The sequence below is a fragment of the Aminobacter sp. UC22_36 genome (genome assembly GCF_044056035.1).
Lineage (GTDB): Bacteria > Pseudomonadota > Alphaproteobacteria > Rhizobiales > Rhizobiaceae > Aminobacter.
This window is the reverse complement of record NZ_CP171995.1, coordinates 219,602-237,317: the sequence shown is the minus strand read 5'-3', so window position 1 is coordinate 237,317 and position 17,716 is coordinate 219,602. Positions and strand designations below refer to the sequence as shown.

Here is a 17,716-nt window from a genome sequence, read left to right as displayed (position 1 = left end):
CAGAAAATTTCGCATTGATCCGCCTCAATTCGCCAAGGCGGCAGTGCCGGTGATGGTATCGAGCAGCGCGTTCGGGTCGGTCGGGCAGGCATCGCCGCGCCACGCGACGTGCCTGTCGGGCCGCGACAGCACGAAGGCTTCGGCATACGGGCCTGAGCCATCCTTGCCGGGCACGACGTCGAGCAGCTGGATCGGGATTCCGCGTGCCGCTGCCGTCGCCATCAGGGGCTCTGCGTCCTGGCTCGGATCAAGCCGCAGCAAGGTGTAGTCAGGGCCCATCGCATCATAGAGCGAGCGCCTGTCCGCCAACCAGATATGCGGCGTGCGACAGCCGGGCACGGTCGACGGCGTGAAGTCGGCCATCGAGTAGGCCGGCTGCGCCGCACCGTCATAGGAGATGATCGGCGAGCGGTCGTAGTAGTAGCCGAAGTTGAGGCCGCCGCAGCAATATTGCTGGACGTTCAGGTCGTAGATCTTGCGTCCCAGCGCCTCGCGTGCGGCGGCACCTTCGGCCGAGTCGTCTTCGATGTTGGCAGGCACGACCTTGCGTTCCTTGGCCATGGCATGGGCATGGTTCATGGCGAAGACCGAGACCTGCTCGGTGATCGGCTGGCGCTCGGCGGCATAGGCATCGAGCATGCCGGATTTGCCCCGAACCGGCGACGTTGGCGGCGAGCAGCCAGCCCAGGCACTCGGCATCGGCGATGCCGGCGTTCATGCCGTAGCCGGCGTAGGGCACCCAGAGATGTGCGGCGTCACCGCAGATGAAGACCCGGCCCTTCTGGAAGCTGTCGGCGACGAGGCGACGGCCGAACCAGTCTTCGTTGGACAGGACTTCGTAGGAAAAGTCCGGACCGACGCCGAGGATCTCGCGGATCGACCAGTCGCGGTCGACGCTGTCGAAATCCGGTTCGTCGTCGCGCAGGTAGTTGTGCACCAGCCAGGTCTCGCGGCCGTCGATGGCATAGACGTTGCCGCTGCGTCGCGGATTGAGCGAGAAGCTCGCCCATGCCGGCGCGTCGTTCATCAGGCCGAGCAGCTGCGGTGCGCGGATATAGGTCGACTGGACGCGCTGGACCACGGCGTCGCCGACGAGCTTGGCGCCGATGTCGCGGCGGACCTGCGAGCGGCCGCCGTCACAGCCGGCGAGATAGCGGGCGGTGATCGCCGTCTGCTCGCCGCTGTCGATGTTGCGGGCGCTGATCTGGATGCCGTCTGCAGTTTCGGCGTGGGACAGATATTCCGTGCGGTTGAGCACGGTCAGTCCCGGCATCGCCACCGCATGTTCGAACAGGATCGGCTCCAGGAAGAGCTGGTTGATCCGGTGCGGCGGTTCGGCCGTCGGCCAATCTGTGTCGGGGCCGCCTGTCGCCGTGAAGCGGTCACGGCGGCAGGGGATCGGGATGCGGGTGATGGCCTTGCCGACCATGGACGTGCGGTAGGCGATGTCGTTGGCATAATCCGCCGGCAGGCCGGCGTTGCGGGCGGCATTCGCGACACCGAGCCTTCTGAGAATCTCCATCGATCGTGCCGAGACGTGATTGCATTTCACGTTTGGCGGCTCGCCACGATGGCGCGTATCGAGCAGCGTCACGGCCACGCCGCGCTGCGCCAGGATCATGCCCAGCGTCAGCCCGACAGGCCCCGCGCCGACAATGAGGACGTCGGTCTCCAGTGCCGAGGTCATGGCCGAGGCTCCCCGACGGTCAAAACAACGTCGCCGTCGCTCACCTGCACTGGAATAGGGGTCAGCCCGACATTGTTGTCGATCGGATGGCGACCGGTGAGCATGTCGAACTCGAAGCCATGCCAGGGGCAAACAATGTGCAGCTGGTCCTTGGAAAAGCCGAGGCCCAGGCTTTTGCCGCTGTCGGCGACCTGCTCCAGCGTGCGCGGCATGATCTTGCCTTGGCATACCGGTCCGCCCATATGCGGGCAGATGTTGAGATAGGCCCGCACTTCCTCGCCGACGAAGTAGACGCCGATGCCGGTGCCGTCGACGTCGATGACCATGCGCTGGCGCTTCTTGAGCTCGTCATGACGGCCCAAAACGATCTGCCGCGACGTTGCCGCCGCCATTTCGGGGGCGCTCACGATGCCCTCCGGAACCACATGGCGAGGTCGAACACGTTGAGGTCGGCAGCGCGCAGCAGTTCGCTGACCAAGACTGCTGTCTCGGTGGCGGTCAGCGCATCCGAAGCGACCGGCGGGAAGATCTTGTCCGACTTTTCGACCTTGGCGGCGTAGAGCTTTCCGAGCGCGGTCAGGGCTGTGGCGATATCGGCCTCGCTCACACCGTTGAGCGTTCCAGAGGCGAGGGCCTCGTCTGCTGCTGTCGCAATTGCGGCGGCAGCTGCGCTGAAACCAGCGCCATGTTCTGATGTTGTCATTGTCTGTGCCACTACGATGCGGTTTTCGGGCGATTGGCGAGCACGTCTTCGGCAAGCGGCTTGCGGCGTGCCGTATCCAGCTTGAACAGCCTCGCAGCGTTCAGTCCCAGGATGTTGCGCTTGGCCTGCTCGGAGAGGAACGGCAGTGAGTCGATGGTCGCAGGCGAATCCCAGTCCCAGTGCGGCCAGTCCGAGGAGTAGAGCAGCTGGGTCTCGGCGTTCATCGCCTCCATGGTCGCTTCGAGAAGCTTCATGTTGGTGCGCTCGAGCGGCTGGCTGGTGTAATACATCTCGCGCATGTATTCGCTCGGCAGCCGCTTGAGGCCGGGTGCCTCGCTGGGGCGCATCAGCACTTCATGGTCGAGCCGCTGCATCAGGAACGGGATCCAGGCGAGGCCACTTTCCACCCACAGCATATTGAGCTTGGGGAAGCGCTCCGGCATGGCGTTGACGATCCAGTTGGTGAGGTGGATCTGATTGTAGTGCGTGAACGAAAGCGCATGCATCGACAAGAAGCGGTTGAGCTGCGCGAAGGACGGATCGCCCCAATGATAACCCGAGTGGAATGCCAGCGGCTTGTCCAGCTCCTGGATCATCGAATAGAGCCGCATGTAGCAATCATGGTGGACCGGCTTGTTGCGGGTCGAGCAGACGGTGAAGCCGATGATGCCTTCGGTGTCGCCGTAACGCTCGACGAGCTCTTCGCAAGCCTCGGGCGTATTGAAGGGCAAATAGAGCAGGCCCTTCATCCGGCTGTCGATCGGCAGGATGCGCTCGATCATCCAGCGGTTGAACGCCTTGGCCAGCGCCACCTCGATCTCATCTTGCGGGTGCATGCCGAGCAGCAGCATGGCGCTGGGGAAAACCACCTGATAGTCGAGCCCCATCGCATCCATGCTGCGACGCGCGGTCGAAATGAAGCGGTGGACGCTGTCGTCCTGCACCGGCTCGCGGCGGCCCTGGTGGCCGATGCGGCCGCCAACACTTTGCAGCGACAGGCCGGGCGAGATGTTGAGCAGGGCGTTCTGCCCGGCAAAGCCCTTGACCTGCTGCTGGCCGATCTGGCGCAGCACGTCATTGTCGATCAGGTCGATGATCTCTGACCAGAAGTGGTCTTCCGACACATGCGCATCGACGTCGACGATAAGATAGTCGTCGAAGTTCTTCGCGGCCTGACGCGTGGCGTGCGAGAGCACGTCGCGCGAAGTCGGTCGAGCCGGTGATTTCGCCGAGTTCGCGGAAATTGGGGATGGAGTTCTCGTTCATACTGCTACGCTTCAGCCTTGTGTCACGAATTTGGTCACGAGATAGCTATCGAGGCCTTCCGACCCGCCTTCGGATCCGTAGCCGCTCTCCTTGACCCCGCCGAACGGGGTTTCGGGTGTCGTCAGGACCATGTGATTGACGCCGACCATGCCGGACTCCAATTCGTCGCCAATCCTGGTGGCGGTCGTTGTGTCGCGGGTGAAAGCGTAGGCGGACAGGCCGAACGGCAATCGGTTTGCCTCGGCAACGACCTCGTCGAAATCCTTGAACCGGCGTGTTGCCGCGACCGGGCCGAACGGCTCCTCATTCATGATCCGCGCTTCGTTCGGTACGTCGGTCAGGATTGTCGGGCGCCAGAAATAGCCGCGTTCACCATGGCGTTCGCCGCCCAGTTCGATACGCGCGCCGCAACGTTTGGCATCCGAAACCAGGCTTTCCATGGCGTCGATCCGGCGGACGTTCGCCAGTGGTCCCATCTGCGTCTGGGGATCGAGGCCGTCGCCCAGTCTGAGCGACGCGGCCACCTCGCGGAACCGAGCGACAAAGCGATCGTGAATGGCTTCGTGGAGATAAAAACGTGTCGGCGTGATGCAGATCTGGCCGGCATTGCGGTACTTCGACCGCGCCGTCATCTCGGCGGCCTTCTCGATATCGGCGTCGGCAAAGACAATCGTTGGCGCATGGCCGCCGAGTTCGAGTGTTGCCGGCTTGACGCCTTCAGCCGCCAGTTTGGCGAGGTGCTTGCCGACGCGTGTCGATCCGGTGAACGAAATCTTCTTGATGACCGGCGATGCGATCAGATGGGTCGAAATCTGATCCGGCACACCAAGGACAATGTTGAGCACGCCATCGGGAAGGCCGGCATCGGCGAGCGCCTGCGCAATCGCCAGCGTCGGCGACGGCGTTTCCTCAGCCGGCTTGGCAATGCAGGAGCATCCGGCGGCCAGGGCCGCGGCGATCTTGCGCGCCGGGATGGTGATGGGGAAGTTCCACGGCGTGAACACGGCCACCGGGCCGATCGGCTCGCGGAACACCAGGCTGCGCACACCTGAGGTGCGCGAGGGGATGATACGTCCGTAGGCGCGGCGGCCCTCTTCCGCGTACCAGTCGAAGATGTCGGCCGCACCATGCACTTCAGCCATGGAATCGGCGACCGGTTTGCCCTGTTCCAATGTCATGAGATGGGCGATGCCAAGGGCGCGCTCGCGCATCAAAGCTGCCGCGCGGCGCAAAATGGCGTAGCGATCAAACGCCGAAACCTTGCGCCAGGAGCGGTAGGCCGAGCCTGCGGCATCCAGTGCGTTGTCCAGGTCGGCGATGGTCGCAACCGGGATTTCCCCGACGGTTTCACCGCTTGCGGGATTGATAACGGGCAGGATCTCGCGATTGCTCGCCTTGACCCTCTCAGAACCGATCCGCAACGAGCGATCTACCTGACCTTCTGTGACCATGTCCCACTCAACTGATTGAAATTGTTGAAGGCGGGAGTTCGTCACCGCCAGTTTCAAAACATATGATAGTTTAAAAAAAATGGTCGCGCAATTGCCATTTTTCGCTTGATATTCGCCTCAAAATATTCTTTTTTGTCCTAAATATCTTATCAAAGGGATCGACATGCAAAAAGCACCTGATGCTGAAGGTAGCGGTCTTACCCAGATGGTTGGTCCGGCCGAGCGGCTTTGGTCGTCAGGCAAGCAGACGACCTTGTCGGCGAATGTGATCGACCAGATCCGGACGGTGCTGTTTGCCGGCCGGCTCGCTCCTGGCGATCGATTGGGCTCGGAGGCCTCGCTGGCGCTGCAGTTCGGCGTCAGCCGCATGACGATGCGCGATGCCCTGCGCTCGCTGCAGGCCTCGGGCGTGATCGAGGTCAAGGTTGGCATCAAGGGTGGTATCTTCGTTGCCGAGGGCAATTCCGAGCGCCTGGCCGAGACCATCGCCATCCAGCTGAAGCTGATCGGCATCAGCACCGAAGAGCTGCTCGACACCCAGATTGCCATTGAGGTGATGGCGGCTGGGCTTGCCGCCAGCAATGCGAGCAACACCGATATCAAGGCGCTGCATGATGCGCTGGCCGAGGCCGAGCGTCTGATCGACGACGCCGAGGAATTCACCTGGGCAGCGATCAATTTTCACGGCTGCGTCGTCGCAGCCTCCCATAATCGGGTGCTCTCCGCGCAGTTCAGGGCGCTTAGTCATGTGCTGATGCCGCTTTATGTACGCGGGTCGTCGCCTGATGTTGCCCGCCGCGCCGTGGCGTTTCAGCGGGCGCTGATTGCCTGCATCGAAGCGCGTGAGCCCGATGCGGCCAGAAATCTCGTTTACGGACGTCTGCAGTTCGTCAAGTCGCGCCAGTTGGGCGACCTGGCGAAAGGAGAGGCTGGCGAGTGACCACGGAGGAACGGTGAGGCTCGGTCCTTGCCGCTTTGGTTTCACGCCAGATGCAGAGGGGAATGCCTGCTGAACGTCGCGAAGGAGCGGACGTTGCGGGTCAATTTTGCGAAAAAGGGAGTGAGGAAGATGTTTACGATTTCGCGCCGAAGCCTGCTCAAGATATCAGCGGCTTCCGGCCTGATGGCGGCATTGCCTGGTGCCGCATGGGCAGCTGAGCCCAAGCGCGGCGGGCACCTTGTCGTGGCCAGCGGCGGCGCCTCGACGGCGGATTCGCTGGATCCGCGCACATTCGGTTCGCCTTACACGGCTGTCATGTCCGGCATCACCTACAACTCGCTGATCGAGGTCCATGGGCTGGATATGGAACTGCGCCCGGGCCTCGCCAAGAGCTGGGAGCCGTCGAATGGTGGCAAGACCTGGATCTTCGACCTGGTCGAAGGTGCCACGTTCCACAACGGCAAGGCCTTTACCAGCGAAGACGTGGTGTTCTCGCTGAAGCGCCACGCCGAAGAGGCGTCGCGTTCCAACATGCGCAGCATCATCAAGGGCGTATCCGATATCCGCGCCGATGGTCCGAACCGCGTCATCATTGATCTGCCCGAAGCCAACTACATGTTTCCGGCCATGCTGACGGCGTTCTCGCTGGGTATCGTCCCAGCGGGAACGACGACGTTCGACGGCGTTGGCACCGGCCCTTACAAGCTGAAGCGGTTTTCGCCGGGCGAAGTTCTCGAAGCCGAGCGCAACGAGAACTATTTCAAGTCGGACGCCGCTTTCGTCGACAGCGTCGAGTTCCTCGCGATCAACGACGCCTCGGCATTGGGCAGCGCGTTCCAGAGCGGGCAGATCCATCTCACCACGCTGCTCGATGCACGCACCGCGCCGCTGATGCGCCAGATGCAGAACCTCAAGATCTACAACACCGAAGGTCGCGGCTTCATCTGCTTCAACATGCGCACCGACATAGCGCCGTTCGACAATCCTGACATGCGCATGGCGCTCAAGCTGGCCGTCAACCGTCCCGATATGCTGGAGCGTGTCTCGGTCGGCGTCGGCCGTATTGCCAATGACACGCCGGTTGCCCCGAGCGATCCGGTCTACGCGTCCGACCTGCCGCAGACGGAATACGATCCGAAGCGTGCCAAGGAACTGTTTGACAAGACCGGCTTCAAGGGCCCGATCGTTTTGCAGACCTCGGAGGCCATCTCGTCGCGTGCCGTCGACATGGCCGTGATCTTCCAGGAGCACGCCGCCAAGGCGGGCATCCCGATCGAGGTCAAGCGCGAGCCGTCGGACGGTTACTGGGAGACCATCGTTGGCCAGACGCCGTTCCATGTCTCGGCCCGTTCCGACCGGCCGACCGCGGATGCGATCTTCTCGGTCGCCTTCCTCAGCACCTCTGGAAACAACGAGTGCAAGTGGGTGAACAAGGACTTCGATGCCGCCGTCATCGCCGCCCGCGCCGAGCCCGATCTCGAAAAGCGCAAGGCCTTCTACGCGACCGCGCAGAAGATCTGCCGCGAGGATGGCGGAACCATCATTCCGTTCTTCTCCAGCACGGTTGAAGGCACGACCAGCGATCTCGACGGTTTTGTGCCCTCGGCACTGCAGATGGCCGGTTACCGCGCCATCGAGCAGGTCTGGTTCGCATAGTACCAAGGACTGGACGGCATGACTCTATTCGCCAATTCCCCGGTGAAATCGTTCGTAGTAGCCAGGGTTGCGTCTGGACTTCGTGTCGATCTTCTTCATCTCGTTCCTGGTCTTTCTGGGAACGTCGATGTTGCCGGGCGACGCAGCCAATGCGTTGCTCGGCCAAAATGCGACCCCTGAAACCGTCTTGGCCCTGCGCAAGGTGCTGGGCCTCGACGAACCCTTGCCGGTCAGATACCTGCACTGGCTGAGCAATGCGCTGCAGGGCGATTTCGGCACCTCGCTTTCCAACGCCCAGCCGGTCATCAACCTGCTGGTACCGCGCCTGATCAATTCGCTGATCCTGGCCTGTTCGGCTGCCGTCATCGTGCTGCCCCTGGCCATTGCGGCGGGACTGCTCGCCGCGATCAACCGGGGCAAGGCGATCGATACCGCGACCGGCTCGATCTCGGCGATCTTCCTGTCGATGCCGTCGTTTCTGATCGGCTACCTGCTGGTCTTCATTTTCGCCGTGAAGCTCGGGCTGTTCCCGCCCTTGTCGATGGTCCGCTCCAGCGCCAGCCTGCCGACCTGGATTTCAGCCCTGACGCTGCCGGTCCTGACCTTGGTGCTGGTCGCACAGGCCCATGTGATGAAGCTCACCCGTGCAGCGGTGCTTGGGGTGATGAGCTCCGATTACATCCTGATGGCCGAGACCAAGGGCATCCCGCGCAACAGGATCATCCTCAAGCACGCTTTGCCCAATGCGCTTTCGCCGATCGTGTCGATCTGCATGATCACCATGGCCTATCTGATCGTCGACGTCGTCGTGATCGAAGCGGTGTTCAACTACCCGGGCATGGGCAAGCTGATGGTGGATGCAGTCGCCTATCGCGATATTCCGATGGTGCTGGCCTGTGGCGTGCTGTTTTCGACGATCTTCATTTCGCTCAATTTTGCCGCCGACCTCTTGGCCATGCTCGTCAATCCGCGCCAGCGACTGCCCAGGAAGGGGAACTAAACCGTGTCGAGCAAAGTGACGCTGGGCGTTTCCGTGGCAGTTCTCGCAACGATGGCGGCTGCCGCCATCTTCGCACCGGTACTTGCGCCCTTTCCGCCGAACGAGATGGTTCACACCCCGTTTGATGCGCCTGGCGTGGGCGGCATGCTGGGCGCCGACGGCCTCGGCCGGGACATGCTGTCGCGCATCCTCTACGCCACGCGCTATACATTCGTTGCGACGCTGATCGCGACCACGCTGGCCTGCATGCTGGGCGTGACGCTTGCCATCCTTGCCGGGCTGAGCAAGGGCTGGGTCGATATCGTCATCGGGCGCGCCATCGATATCCTGATGTCGATCCCGCAGATCATTTTCGCGCTAATCATCCTCGCCATCGCCGGTGTGTCGCTGACGACGCTGATCCTGACCATGGCGGTGCTGCAGTCGAGCACCTATTACCGCGTCACGCGACCGATCGCCGGTGATCTCGCGGCGATGGAGTATGTCGAGGTCGGCCGCCTGCGCGGCGAACGGCTGCACTGGTATTTGTTCAAGGAAATACTGCCTAATATGGTGCCGTCGCTTTTGGCGCAGTTCGGACTGGGGCTTTCCTCCGCGGCACTTTTCATCAGTTCGCTCAGCTTCCTGGGCATCGGCATCCAGCCACCCGCAGCCGATCTTGGCGGGCTTGTCCGCGAGAATGCGCTGGCCCTTTCAACCGGCCGTCTGACACCGTTGATACCAGCATTCTGTATCGCGCTCTTCTGCCTGAGCGTGAACGGCATCGTTGATTGGCTCGTTGGTCGTTATTCAGACAAACCGGAAGTGAAATGAGCGGAAATCGCATACTGAGCATCGACAATCTGCGCGTCGAGGCACGCTCGAGCGTCTTGCTCGATGATGTCTCGATCCATGTCGATCGCGGTGAGGTACTGGGCATCATCGGGGAGTCAGGGGCCGGCAAGAGCACGCTGGCTCTGAGTTCGATCATGCTGTTCAAGGCAGGTTGTGTGCCGACCGCCGGCTCCATTGAGCTGTGCGGCCAATCGCTGATGGAAATGGGCACCACCGAGCTCGAAACCATCCGGCGCACCAAGGCCTCTTATGTCGCCCAAAGCGCCGCCGCCGCGTTCAATCCGTTCTACCGGCTGGAAGACCAGGTTACCGAAATCCCGGCGATGTCGCAGAAGCTGACATCGGCGCAGCGGCGGCGCATGGCGGTCGAGCTGTTCGAGGAGCTACAGCTGCCCGATCCCGAGAATTTCGGGCGGCGCTATCCGCACCAGGTCTCGGGTGGCCAGCTGCAGCGGGCAATGATCGCCATGGCGCTGATCAACCAGCCCGATTTGATCATTTTCGACGAGCCGACCACCGCACTTGACGTGACAACCCAGATCGAGGTGCTGCGGCTGATCAAGAAGGTGGCGAGCACCCATAATTGCGGCGCCCTTTACATCTCGCACGATCTGGCCGTGGTGTCGCAGATGGCCGACCGCATCGTGGTGATGCGCAACGGCAAGATGGTCGAACAGGGCACCACCCGCCGGCTCGTCGACAACCCGCAGACCGAGTATGCCCAGCGCCTGGTCGCGCACCAGGGTGATGGCACCTACGCCAGCGCCAATGGCAGCGACGAGACGCTGCTCGATGTGCGCAACGTCGATGTCGGCTATGGCGGCGTCGCGGCGGTCAAGGATGCATCGATTCAGCTTGGCGCCGGATCGGTGCTGGCGCTCGTCGGTGAATCGGGCAGCGGCAAGACCACCTTGGCGCGCAGCATTGCCGGGCTGCAGCCGGCTCGAACCGGCCAGATCCGGATGCGCGACAGTCTGCTGGCGCCTGTTGTCGAGGGCCGCAGCTTCGACCAGCGGCGGCTGATCCAGTATATCCACCAGCTGCCGGACCTAGCGCTCAACCCGCGCCAGACCATCCGCGACATCATCGGTCGTCCGCTGACCTACTTCCATGGCCTGCGTGGTGCGGCCGCCGACCAGCGACTCCGCGAGCTGATGGATTCCATCGAGCTGCCCGCCGCTTATCTCGACCGCTACCCAGCCTCGCTTTCTGGCGGGCAGAAGCAGCGCGTCTGCATCGCCCGGTCTCTGGCGGCAAAACCGGACATTCTGATCTGCGACGAGATCACCTCCGCGCTCGACCCGCTGGTCGAAGAAAGCATCGTCAAATTGCTGACGCGGCTGATCGAGGACGAGGGCCTCAGCATCCTGTTCATCACCCACAATCTCGGGCTGGCGCTGCGCTTCTCGCACATGACGGCGGTGATGCAGGCGGGCAGGATCGTTGAACATGGCGAAACACGATCGGTGTTCGAGACGCCGCAGTCGGACTACACGCGCAGCCTGATCCGCGCGGTGCCGCAATTGCGCGAAGGCTGGCTGGACGGCTTTTCCAGTAATGCTGCGTGAATGAAACAAACGGTTGAGGCGCCTGCGGGCGAGCTTGGCTGAAATTCGAGGGAATAGCTAATGACCCATGCGATGATCATCGATGGCGAAAAGGTCGCTGCCGCCGAGACATTTGGCGTGATCGACCCGGCGCGGGCGGAGGTTTTCGCCCAGTGCCCCGCCGCCAGGCCGGAACATCTTGATGCGGCGGTCGCAGCTGCTCGGCGTGCGTTTCCCATATGGCGAGACACGCCGCTCGAGGAGCGGGCGAGGCTGCTGAACGAGATCGCCAACGCGGTCGAGGGCGACAAGGAAGCCCTGGCAGTCCTGCTTTCGACCGAGCAAGGCAAGCCTCGCACCAGTGCCCATGGCGAAATCGGCGCGGCCATCCACTGGATGCGCGAAACTGCGAAGCTTCGGCCGGCCGTCGAGGTCATCCGCGACGACGAGAAAAACAGGATCGAGGTTCACCGCAAGCCGCTTGGCGTGGTCGGCTCGATCACGCCCTGGAACCACCCCGTCCTGATCGCCACCTGGCACATTATGCCAGCGCTGATGGCCGGCAACTGCGTCATCATCAAGCCGTCGTCCTACACGCCGTTGAGCACGCTTCGGCTCGTTGAACTCGCCAATGCGCATCTGCCACGTGGTGTGCTCAATTCGGTCACCGGCGAGGGCGGCATCGGCCGTGCGATAACCGGCCATCCCGGCATCGACAAGATCGTCTTTACCGGCTCGACGCCGACCGGGCGCAACATCATGTCGAACGCTGCAAATACGCTGAAGCGCCTGACGCTCGAACTGGGCGGCAATGATGCGGCGATCGTCCTTCCGGACGCGGATATCGACGCCATTGCGCCGGTGATCTTCGCCAAGTCGTTCGGCAACAGCGGCCAGACCTGCGCGGCGCTCAAGCGGCTCTATGTCCATGAAAGCCTGCATGACGCGCTTGCCGAAAAGATTGCCGGACTGGCGCGTGCGGCAAAGGTTGGCCCGGCGACCGACCCGGCAAGCCAGTTCGGTCCGTTGCAGAACAAGGCGCAGTTCGATCTGGTGCGCTCGCTCGCCGACGATGCCAAGGCCAATGGTGGCAAGTTCCTTTCCGGCGGTGCTGCTTCAGGGGAAGGCGGCTATTTCTTCCCGCTGACCGTGGTCACCGAAGTGACCGACGGCATGCGCATCGTCGATGAAGAGCAGTTCGGCCCGATCCTGCCAATCGTCCGCTACAGCGACGTCGACGATGCTATCGCGCGCGCCAACGCCAGCGAAAATGGTCTCGGCGGCTCGATCTGGTCGTCGGACCTCAAACGCGCCGAAGAGCTGGCGCGGCGGCTCGAATGCGGAACCGCCTGGGTCAACGACCACAGCTCGATCTCGCCCGCAGCACCCTTTGGTGGCGCCAAACAGTCGGGCATCGGCGTCGAGTTCGGCCATTGGGGGCTCGAAGAATACATGCAGATGCAGACCGTCCATATCACGCGCTGATCGAGCGCCGGCTTCAGCTGTGCGATGCGGTTGCGGCTGGCGCCGGGTGATCGCAGGACAGCAAAAAGAAAGGGTGGCTGCAGGGGCCGCCCTTTCTGTATTTCACATTCAGGGTTCAGCTCAGTAGCCGGGACCCGGTGTCCGCATATCGCCGCTGCCGCCGGCCTTGAACGTCGCCGCAAGCGCGCTCGTCGCCTGGGCCAGCAGGCCGACATCGTTGCCGACGGCAACGAAGGTGGCGCCGAGTTCAAGGTAACGCTGTGCCAGCATGGCATCGGAAGTGAGGATACCGGCAGCCTTGCCTGAAATGCCAATGCGCCGGATCGCATCCTCAACCGCCGCCTGCACCTCCGGTGCGCCGGGCTTGCCGAGGTAGCCCATGTCGGCGGCGAGGTCGGCCGGGCCGATGAAGATGCCGTCGACGCCATCGACAGTTGCAATGGCCTCCAGTTGGGCAAGGCCTGCCCGGCTCTCCAACTGCACCAGCAGGCAGGTCTGGTCGTTGGCGGTGGCCAGATAGTCGGGAATGCGGTTGAAGGCGGAAGCGCGGGCAAGCGCTGCACCCACGCCGCGTACGCCGTGCGGCGGGTAACGCATGGCCTGGACAAGCTCATGCGCCTGATCGGCGGTCTCGACCATCGGCACCAGGATTGTCTGGGCGCCGATGTCGAGCAGCTGCTTGATGATCCAGGTTTCCCCTATCGGCGGGCGCACGACCGGATGAGAGCCGGAAGCGGCGATGGCCTGCAACTGGGTTGCCATGACGGGAACGTCGTTCGGTGCGTGCTCGCCGTCGATGACCAGCCAGTCGAATCCGGCGCCGGCGCAGATCTCCGCCGTATAGGCATTGGCAAGGCCGAGCCACAGGCCGATCTGCGCTTCGCCGTTCAGCAGCGCAGCTTTGAAGTTGTTGCGTGGTGCGGGCATGACGATGTCCTCAGGCGAAGTAGGCGCTGACGGTGCCGAAGGGGCCGAAGTCGGCCATGATAGTGTCGCCGTGGCGCGCTTCGACCGGGCGGATGAACGAACCCGAGAGCACGATGTCGCCGACAGCGATCGAGCCGCCGAACATGGCCAACCGGTTGGCCAGCCAGGCGATGCCGGCAGCAGGATGGTTGAGCACGCCAGCACCCAGGCCGGTTTCCTCAACCTCGCCGTTGCGCGCGACGATGGCGCCAATCCAGCGCATGTCGGCCTCGGTCGGGCGCATCGGCCGGCCGCCGGTGATGATGCCGGCATTGGCGGCATTGTCGGAGATGGTGTCGACGATGGTGCGGGTGCGGCCGGTGGCGGGATCGCTGCGCAGGATGCGCGTGTCGAGGATCTCGATGGCAGGCGCAATGAAATCGGTGGCGTTGAGCACGTCGAAGACCGTCGTATTCGGGCCTTCCAACGGCGCCTTCATGACGAACGCGATCTCGGCCTCGATGCGCGGCTGGATGAAGCGGCCGGCCGGGATGGTCGCGGCATCCGAAAACATCATGTCGTCGAGCAGGACGCCTGAATCGGGGATGTCGATGTTGAGCGCATATTGCATCGCCTTGGAGGTCAGCCCGATCTTCCAGCCGATCCGACGGCGGCCTTGGACAAGCTTGAGCTGGACCCACTCGGCCTGGACGGCATAGGCGTCCTCCATGTCCATCTCTGGGTGATCGAGCGACAACAGCCCGATCTGCTTGCGTTGCTTTTCGGCCTGGTCGAGACGCTGGGCGGCGGTGCGATGCTGCTGAGGCGAAAGCTTCATGGTTGTTCGTCCATGATGGTGTTGCGCAACGTGCCGATGCCTTCGGCTTCGACTTCCACGATGTCACCCGGTACCAGCCAGCGAGGCGGATCGAAGCGCGCGCCGGCCCCGGTCGGTGTTCCGGTGACGATCACATCGCCTGATGCCAGCGTGGTGAAGGTCGAGATGTAGCTGATCAACTTGCGGAAGCCGAAGATCATGCGGCTGGTGCGATCGTCCTGGCGCAACTCGCCATTGACCTTGGTCGTTAGGCGGATGTCGGCAATCTGCGCCTCGTCCGTGTAAGGAACGAGCCAGGGGCCGATGGCGCCGGTGGCGTCGAAGTTCTTGCCCTGGGTCACGTTGAACTTGGCGTGCCGGACCCAGTCGCGGATGGTGCCTTCATTACACAGCGAAAGTGCCGCGACGTGGCCGAGCGCATCCGCTTCGGCGATGCGGCGCCCGCCCTTGCCGATGACAATGACGATCTCGCCTTCATAGTCGAGCTGCGGCGATTCCGGCGGCCGCACGATCGCTGCGCGATGCCCGACGAACGAACGCGGAAAACGGATGAACAGCGACGGTTTGGCGGGCGCTGTCTGGCCGTCCTTGTATTCTTCGTTGCGGTCGGGAAAATTCACCCCGACACAGATCAGCTTTTCCGGCGAAGGAACGGGGATCTGGTAGGTCACCGCTTCTTCGGCGATGTCGGCTGGGCGCTTCGCCGCTGTTTCCGCCAGCTGGTTGAAACCATTATCCGCGATGACTTCACGCAGGGTTGGCCATTGCGGGAATAGCGGCGTGAGTTCGATGATGCCGCTTGCGGTCACCGCACCATAGCTGCTTTTGCCGCCATGCGTGTAGGTGGCGAAACGAGGCCTGTCGCTCATGTCGTAACCCTCACGGTGCGATGATCGGTGATGCCGCAAGCGCGGACGGCCGGGGCTCGGCGCCGGCGAATGTGCTGCCTTCCTCGAACCACGAGCGTGGGGCAGGGGCACCCCACAGTGTCTGGCGCTGCGGATCCTTGAGGTCCCACTTGATCGGCTCGAGATCGGGATCGACCGTCTGGTAGTCAGAGCAGTAAATCTCGATGCGGTGACCGTCAGGATCGCGGATGTAGAGAAAGAAGGCGTTGGAGATGCCGTGCCGGCCGGGGCCGCGCTCGATGTTGCCGACGTAACCCGTGGTCGCCATCAGGTCGAGCAGGTCGATGATGTTGAGCGGCGTCGGCACCCAGAAGGCGACATGGTGCAGGCGCGGTCCGAGCCCGTTGGTGAAGGCGATGTCGTGCACGCCGCCTTTGCGGTGGGTCCACGCCGCCCACAGGCGGCCGGTTTCGGCATCCTCGGTGAATTCGGTCACGCGGAAGCCGAGCTCGTTGTAGAAGGCGACCGACTGGTCGACGTCGGGCGAGAAGCAGTTGAAGTGATCGATGCGCAGCGGCTTTACGCCCTTGTAGAGCGCGTATTTCTGGTGGATCGGCGCCAGCCGATCCATCCGGGAATAGAACTCCAGCGGAATGCCGTGCGGATCGCGGGTGCGCAGCGTGCGCGACTGGTAGGGCCGCTCGACCCATTCGACCGGCAGCTCCTTCGCCTTGAAGAAGTGCTCGGCCTTGTCGAGGTCCTCGTCCGAAAACACCTTGAAGCCGAGGTCGCGGGCTTCGGCCCGGTCGCTCTGCTTCAGAACGATGCAGTGGTGGCCGCGCTCTTCCATGGCGCGCAGGTAGATCGTGTCGGCGGTCTCGTCGGTGACCTGCAGGCCGAGCGTGTCGACATAGAAGGCGCGGGACTTGGCCAGATCCGTCACGGCCAGTTCGACATGGCTGAGCCGGACGATGTTGAAGGCGGGATAAAGATTGGGTGTGGGCAATGGCATGATGTCTGTTCCCGCTCAGCCGCCGAGCTTCTGGATGTTATGGGCCGTCGTGGCAAAGGCGATGTTTTTGGTTTCCATGTAGAAATCGAACGACCAGTCGCCACCGTCGCGGCCAATGCCCGAGTTCTTCACGCCCCCGAATGGTGCAGGCAGATGACGGACGTTCTCCGAGTTGACCCAGATCATTCCCGCCGCCAGCCCTTCGGTGAAGCGCAGGGCGCGTGTCACGTCGGATGTCCACAGATATCCGGCCAGGCCGTATTGCGTGTCGTTGGCGATGGCCAGCGCTTCGGCTTCGTTTTCGAACGGGATTGCAGTCAGCACCGGTCCGAAAATTTCTTCCTGGGCGATGCGCATGTCGTTGCGCGCGCCGGTGAACAGCGTCGGTGCGACGTAGCAGCCGCCCCCTGGCCCCTCGAGCTTGCCGCCGCCCGCTGCAATCGTTGCGCCTTCCGAACGCGCGAGTTCGATGTAAGACAGCACCTTTTCCTCATGGATCGGGTGGATCAGCGGGCCGACGACCGTCTGCGGATCAAGCGGATGGCCGACGCGAATGCGCTTTGCCTTCTCCGCGACGATGGCAGTGAATTTATCGTAGATCGAGGCCTCGACCAGCAGGCGCGAGGACGAGGTGCAGCGCTCGCCATTGAGCGAGTAGATCATGAACACCGCCGCATCGGCCGCACGCTCGAGATCGGCATCGGCGAACACGATCACCGGGTTCTTGCCGCCGAGTTCGAAATGCACGCGCTTCAACGTGTCGGCGCCCTGGCGCATGATCATCGACCCGGTGCGGCTTTCGCCGACGAAGCCGATCGCCTTGATATCAGGATGTTCGGTCAGTGCCTTGCCGGCATCTTCGCCGAGGCCGTTGACGAGGTTCCATACGCCCTTCGGCAGGCCTGCCTCTTCTGCGATCTCGACCAGCAGGCGCGCCGTCAGGGGCGAAAACTCCGCCGGCTTGTGGACGATGGTGCAGCCAGCGGCAAGCGCCGGCGCGATCTTCCACGTCGACAGCATGAAGGGGGTATTCCACGGCGTGATGACGCCGACCGGTCCGATCGGCACGCGGGTTGTCATGTTCAGCTGGCCGGGTGCATGCAGCGTGCGGCCATCGCGCGCTTCGGGCGCCTTGTCGGCGTAGTAGCGGAAGTTTTCGGCACCGCGCAGGGCCGCCTTGGCCATGAACTTCAGTGACTGGCCGGTGTCCATGCATTCGACGAAGGCGATCTCCTCGGCCCGCTTGACGATGGCATCGGCGATTGCGTGAAGCATCTTTTTGCGGGCATCGCCTGATTGGGCGGCCCATGCCGGAAAGGCTGCCTTGGCCGCCTTGGCCGCCATGTCGATGTCAGCCGCCTTGCCATGTGCCACCCGGGCGAGCGGCTTGAGGTCGACTGGCGAGATGGTCTCGAAGGTCGTGCCGTCGAGCGCTGGGATCGCCTCGCCGTTGACGTGGTTGCTGACCCCGCCGGAATTGAAGCGTTCGAGATAGGCTTCAGCCTTGCGCAGGTTGTTTTCGAAATCTGACATTGAGGTTTCC

At 63.0% G+C, this 17,716-nt stretch carries 15 protein-coding genes and 1 pseudogene; 6 read left to right on the top strand and 10 right to left on the bottom strand.

Translation table 11 applies throughout. The features are described from left to right. Nucleotides 1–24: 24 nt before the first annotated feature. From ACHMW7_RS01095 to ACHMW7_RS01075, 5 genes and pseudogenes are all read right to left on the bottom strand, one after another. Nucleotides 25–1,687 (bottom strand): annotated as a pseudogene (locus ACHMW7_RS01095) (FAD-dependent oxidoreductase). Continuing rightward, nucleotides 1,684–2,094 carry a Rieske (2Fe-2S) protein gene (locus ACHMW7_RS01090; RefSeq protein WP_395446603.1) on the bottom strand — a complete coding sequence of 137 codons (411 nt, stop codon included), beginning with the start codon at nt 2,092–2,094 and terminating at the stop codon, nt 1,684–1,686. Before ACHMW7_RS01090 ends, ACHMW7_RS01095 begins: the two are co-directional and overlap by 4 nt. Next, the gene (locus ACHMW7_RS01085) at nt 2,091–2,390 is read right to left on the bottom strand and encodes a hypothetical protein (protein WP_395446602.1); all 300 of its coding nucleotides are present in this window, start codon (nt 2,388–2,390) and stop codon (nt 2,091–2,093) included. The genes ACHMW7_RS01090 and ACHMW7_RS01085 overlap by 4 nt, the downstream gene beginning before the upstream one ends. A gap of 11 nt (nt 2,391–2,401) precedes the next feature. Next, the gene (locus ACHMW7_RS01080; RefSeq protein ID WP_395446601.1) at nt 2,402–3,586 is read right to left on the bottom strand and encodes an amidohydrolase family protein; all 1,185 of its coding nucleotides are present in this window, start codon (nt 3,584–3,586) and stop codon (nt 2,402–2,404) included. 81 nt (nt 3,587–3,667) lie between these two features. Further along, a complete protein-coding gene (locus tag ACHMW7_RS01075; RefSeq protein WP_395446600.1) occupies nt 3,668–5,107 on the bottom strand; it encodes an NAD-dependent succinate-semialdehyde dehydrogenase in 1,440 nt (479 codons plus the stop codon). Nucleotides 5,108–5,270: 163 nt separating this feature from the next. On the opposite strand from ACHMW7_RS01075, the gene ACHMW7_RS01070 reads away from it, so the two are divergent. The 6 genes from ACHMW7_RS01070 (at nt 5,271) to ACHMW7_RS01045 (ending at nt 12,569) form a co-directional block, all read left to right on the top strand. Further along, nucleotides 5,271–6,047, top strand: a complete 777-nt coding sequence (locus tag ACHMW7_RS01070) for a FadR/GntR family transcriptional regulator (protein ID WP_395446599.1) — start codon at nt 5,271–5,273, stop codon at nt 6,045–6,047. 129 nt (nt 6,048–6,176) lie between these two features. After that, a complete protein-coding gene (locus tag ACHMW7_RS01065; RefSeq protein ID WP_395446598.1) occupies nt 6,177–7,703 on the top strand; it encodes an ABC transporter substrate-binding protein in 1,527 nt (508 codons plus the stop codon). Between the two features lie 67 nt (nt 7,704–7,770). Further along, nucleotides 7,771–8,703, top strand: coding sequence for an ABC transporter permease (locus tag ACHMW7_RS01060; protein WP_395446597.1), 933 nt, complete (start codon nt 7,771–7,773; stop codon nt 8,701–8,703). Between the two features lie 3 nt (nt 8,704–8,706). Further along, nucleotides 8,707–9,516: an ABC transporter permease gene (locus ACHMW7_RS01055; protein ID WP_395446596.1), complete on the top strand. Its 810-nt coding sequence runs from the start codon at nt 8,707–8,709 to the stop codon at nt 9,514–9,516. Continuing rightward, nucleotides 9,513–11,105, top strand: a complete 1,593-nt coding sequence (locus ACHMW7_RS01050) for an ABC transporter ATP-binding protein (protein WP_395446595.1) — start codon at nt 9,513–9,515, stop codon at nt 11,103–11,105. Before ACHMW7_RS01055 ends, ACHMW7_RS01050 begins: the two co-directional genes overlap by 4 nt. A gap of 60 nt (nt 11,106–11,165) precedes the next feature. Continuing rightward, nucleotides 11,166–12,569, top strand: a complete 1,404-nt coding sequence (locus tag ACHMW7_RS01045; protein ID WP_395446594.1) for an aldehyde dehydrogenase family protein — start codon at nt 11,166–11,168, stop codon at nt 12,567–12,569. A gap of 120 nt (nt 12,570–12,689) precedes the next feature. Here the strand turns inward: ACHMW7_RS01045 and hpaI are convergent, their stop codons facing one another. Genes hpaI through hpaE form a run of 5 tightly spaced genes read right to left on the bottom strand, consistent with a single transcriptional unit; the run spans nt 12,690 to nt 17,706 of the window. Beyond that, nucleotides 12,690–13,496, bottom strand: coding sequence for a 4-hydroxy-2-oxoheptanedioate aldolase (gene hpaI, locus ACHMW7_RS01040; RefSeq protein ID WP_395446593.1), 807 nt, complete (start codon nt 13,494–13,496; stop codon nt 12,690–12,692). Between the two features lie 10 nt (nt 13,497–13,506). Beyond that, nucleotides 13,507–14,313, bottom strand: coding sequence for a 2-oxo-hept-4-ene-1,7-dioate hydratase (gene hpaH / locus ACHMW7_RS01035; RefSeq protein ID WP_395446592.1), 807 nt, complete (start codon nt 14,311–14,313; stop codon nt 13,507–13,509). After that, nucleotides 14,310–15,182, bottom strand: a complete 873-nt coding sequence (locus tag ACHMW7_RS01030) for a fumarylacetoacetate hydrolase family protein (RefSeq protein WP_395446591.1) — start codon at nt 15,180–15,182, stop codon at nt 14,310–14,312. Before ACHMW7_RS01030 ends, hpaH begins: the two co-directional genes overlap by 4 nt. 10 nt (nt 15,183–15,192) lie before the next feature. Beyond that, nucleotides 15,193–16,173, bottom strand: a complete 981-nt coding sequence (gene hpaD, locus ACHMW7_RS01025; RefSeq protein WP_395446590.1) for a 3,4-dihydroxyphenylacetate 2,3-dioxygenase — start codon at nt 16,171–16,173, stop codon at nt 15,193–15,195. Between the two features lie 15 nt (nt 16,174–16,188). Beyond that, nucleotides 16,189–17,706, bottom strand: a complete 1,518-nt coding sequence (gene hpaE, locus ACHMW7_RS01020; protein ID WP_395446589.1) for a 5-carboxymethyl-2-hydroxymuconate semialdehyde dehydrogenase — start codon at nt 17,704–17,706, stop codon at nt 16,189–16,191. Nucleotides 17,707–17,716: the final 10 nt, after the last annotated feature.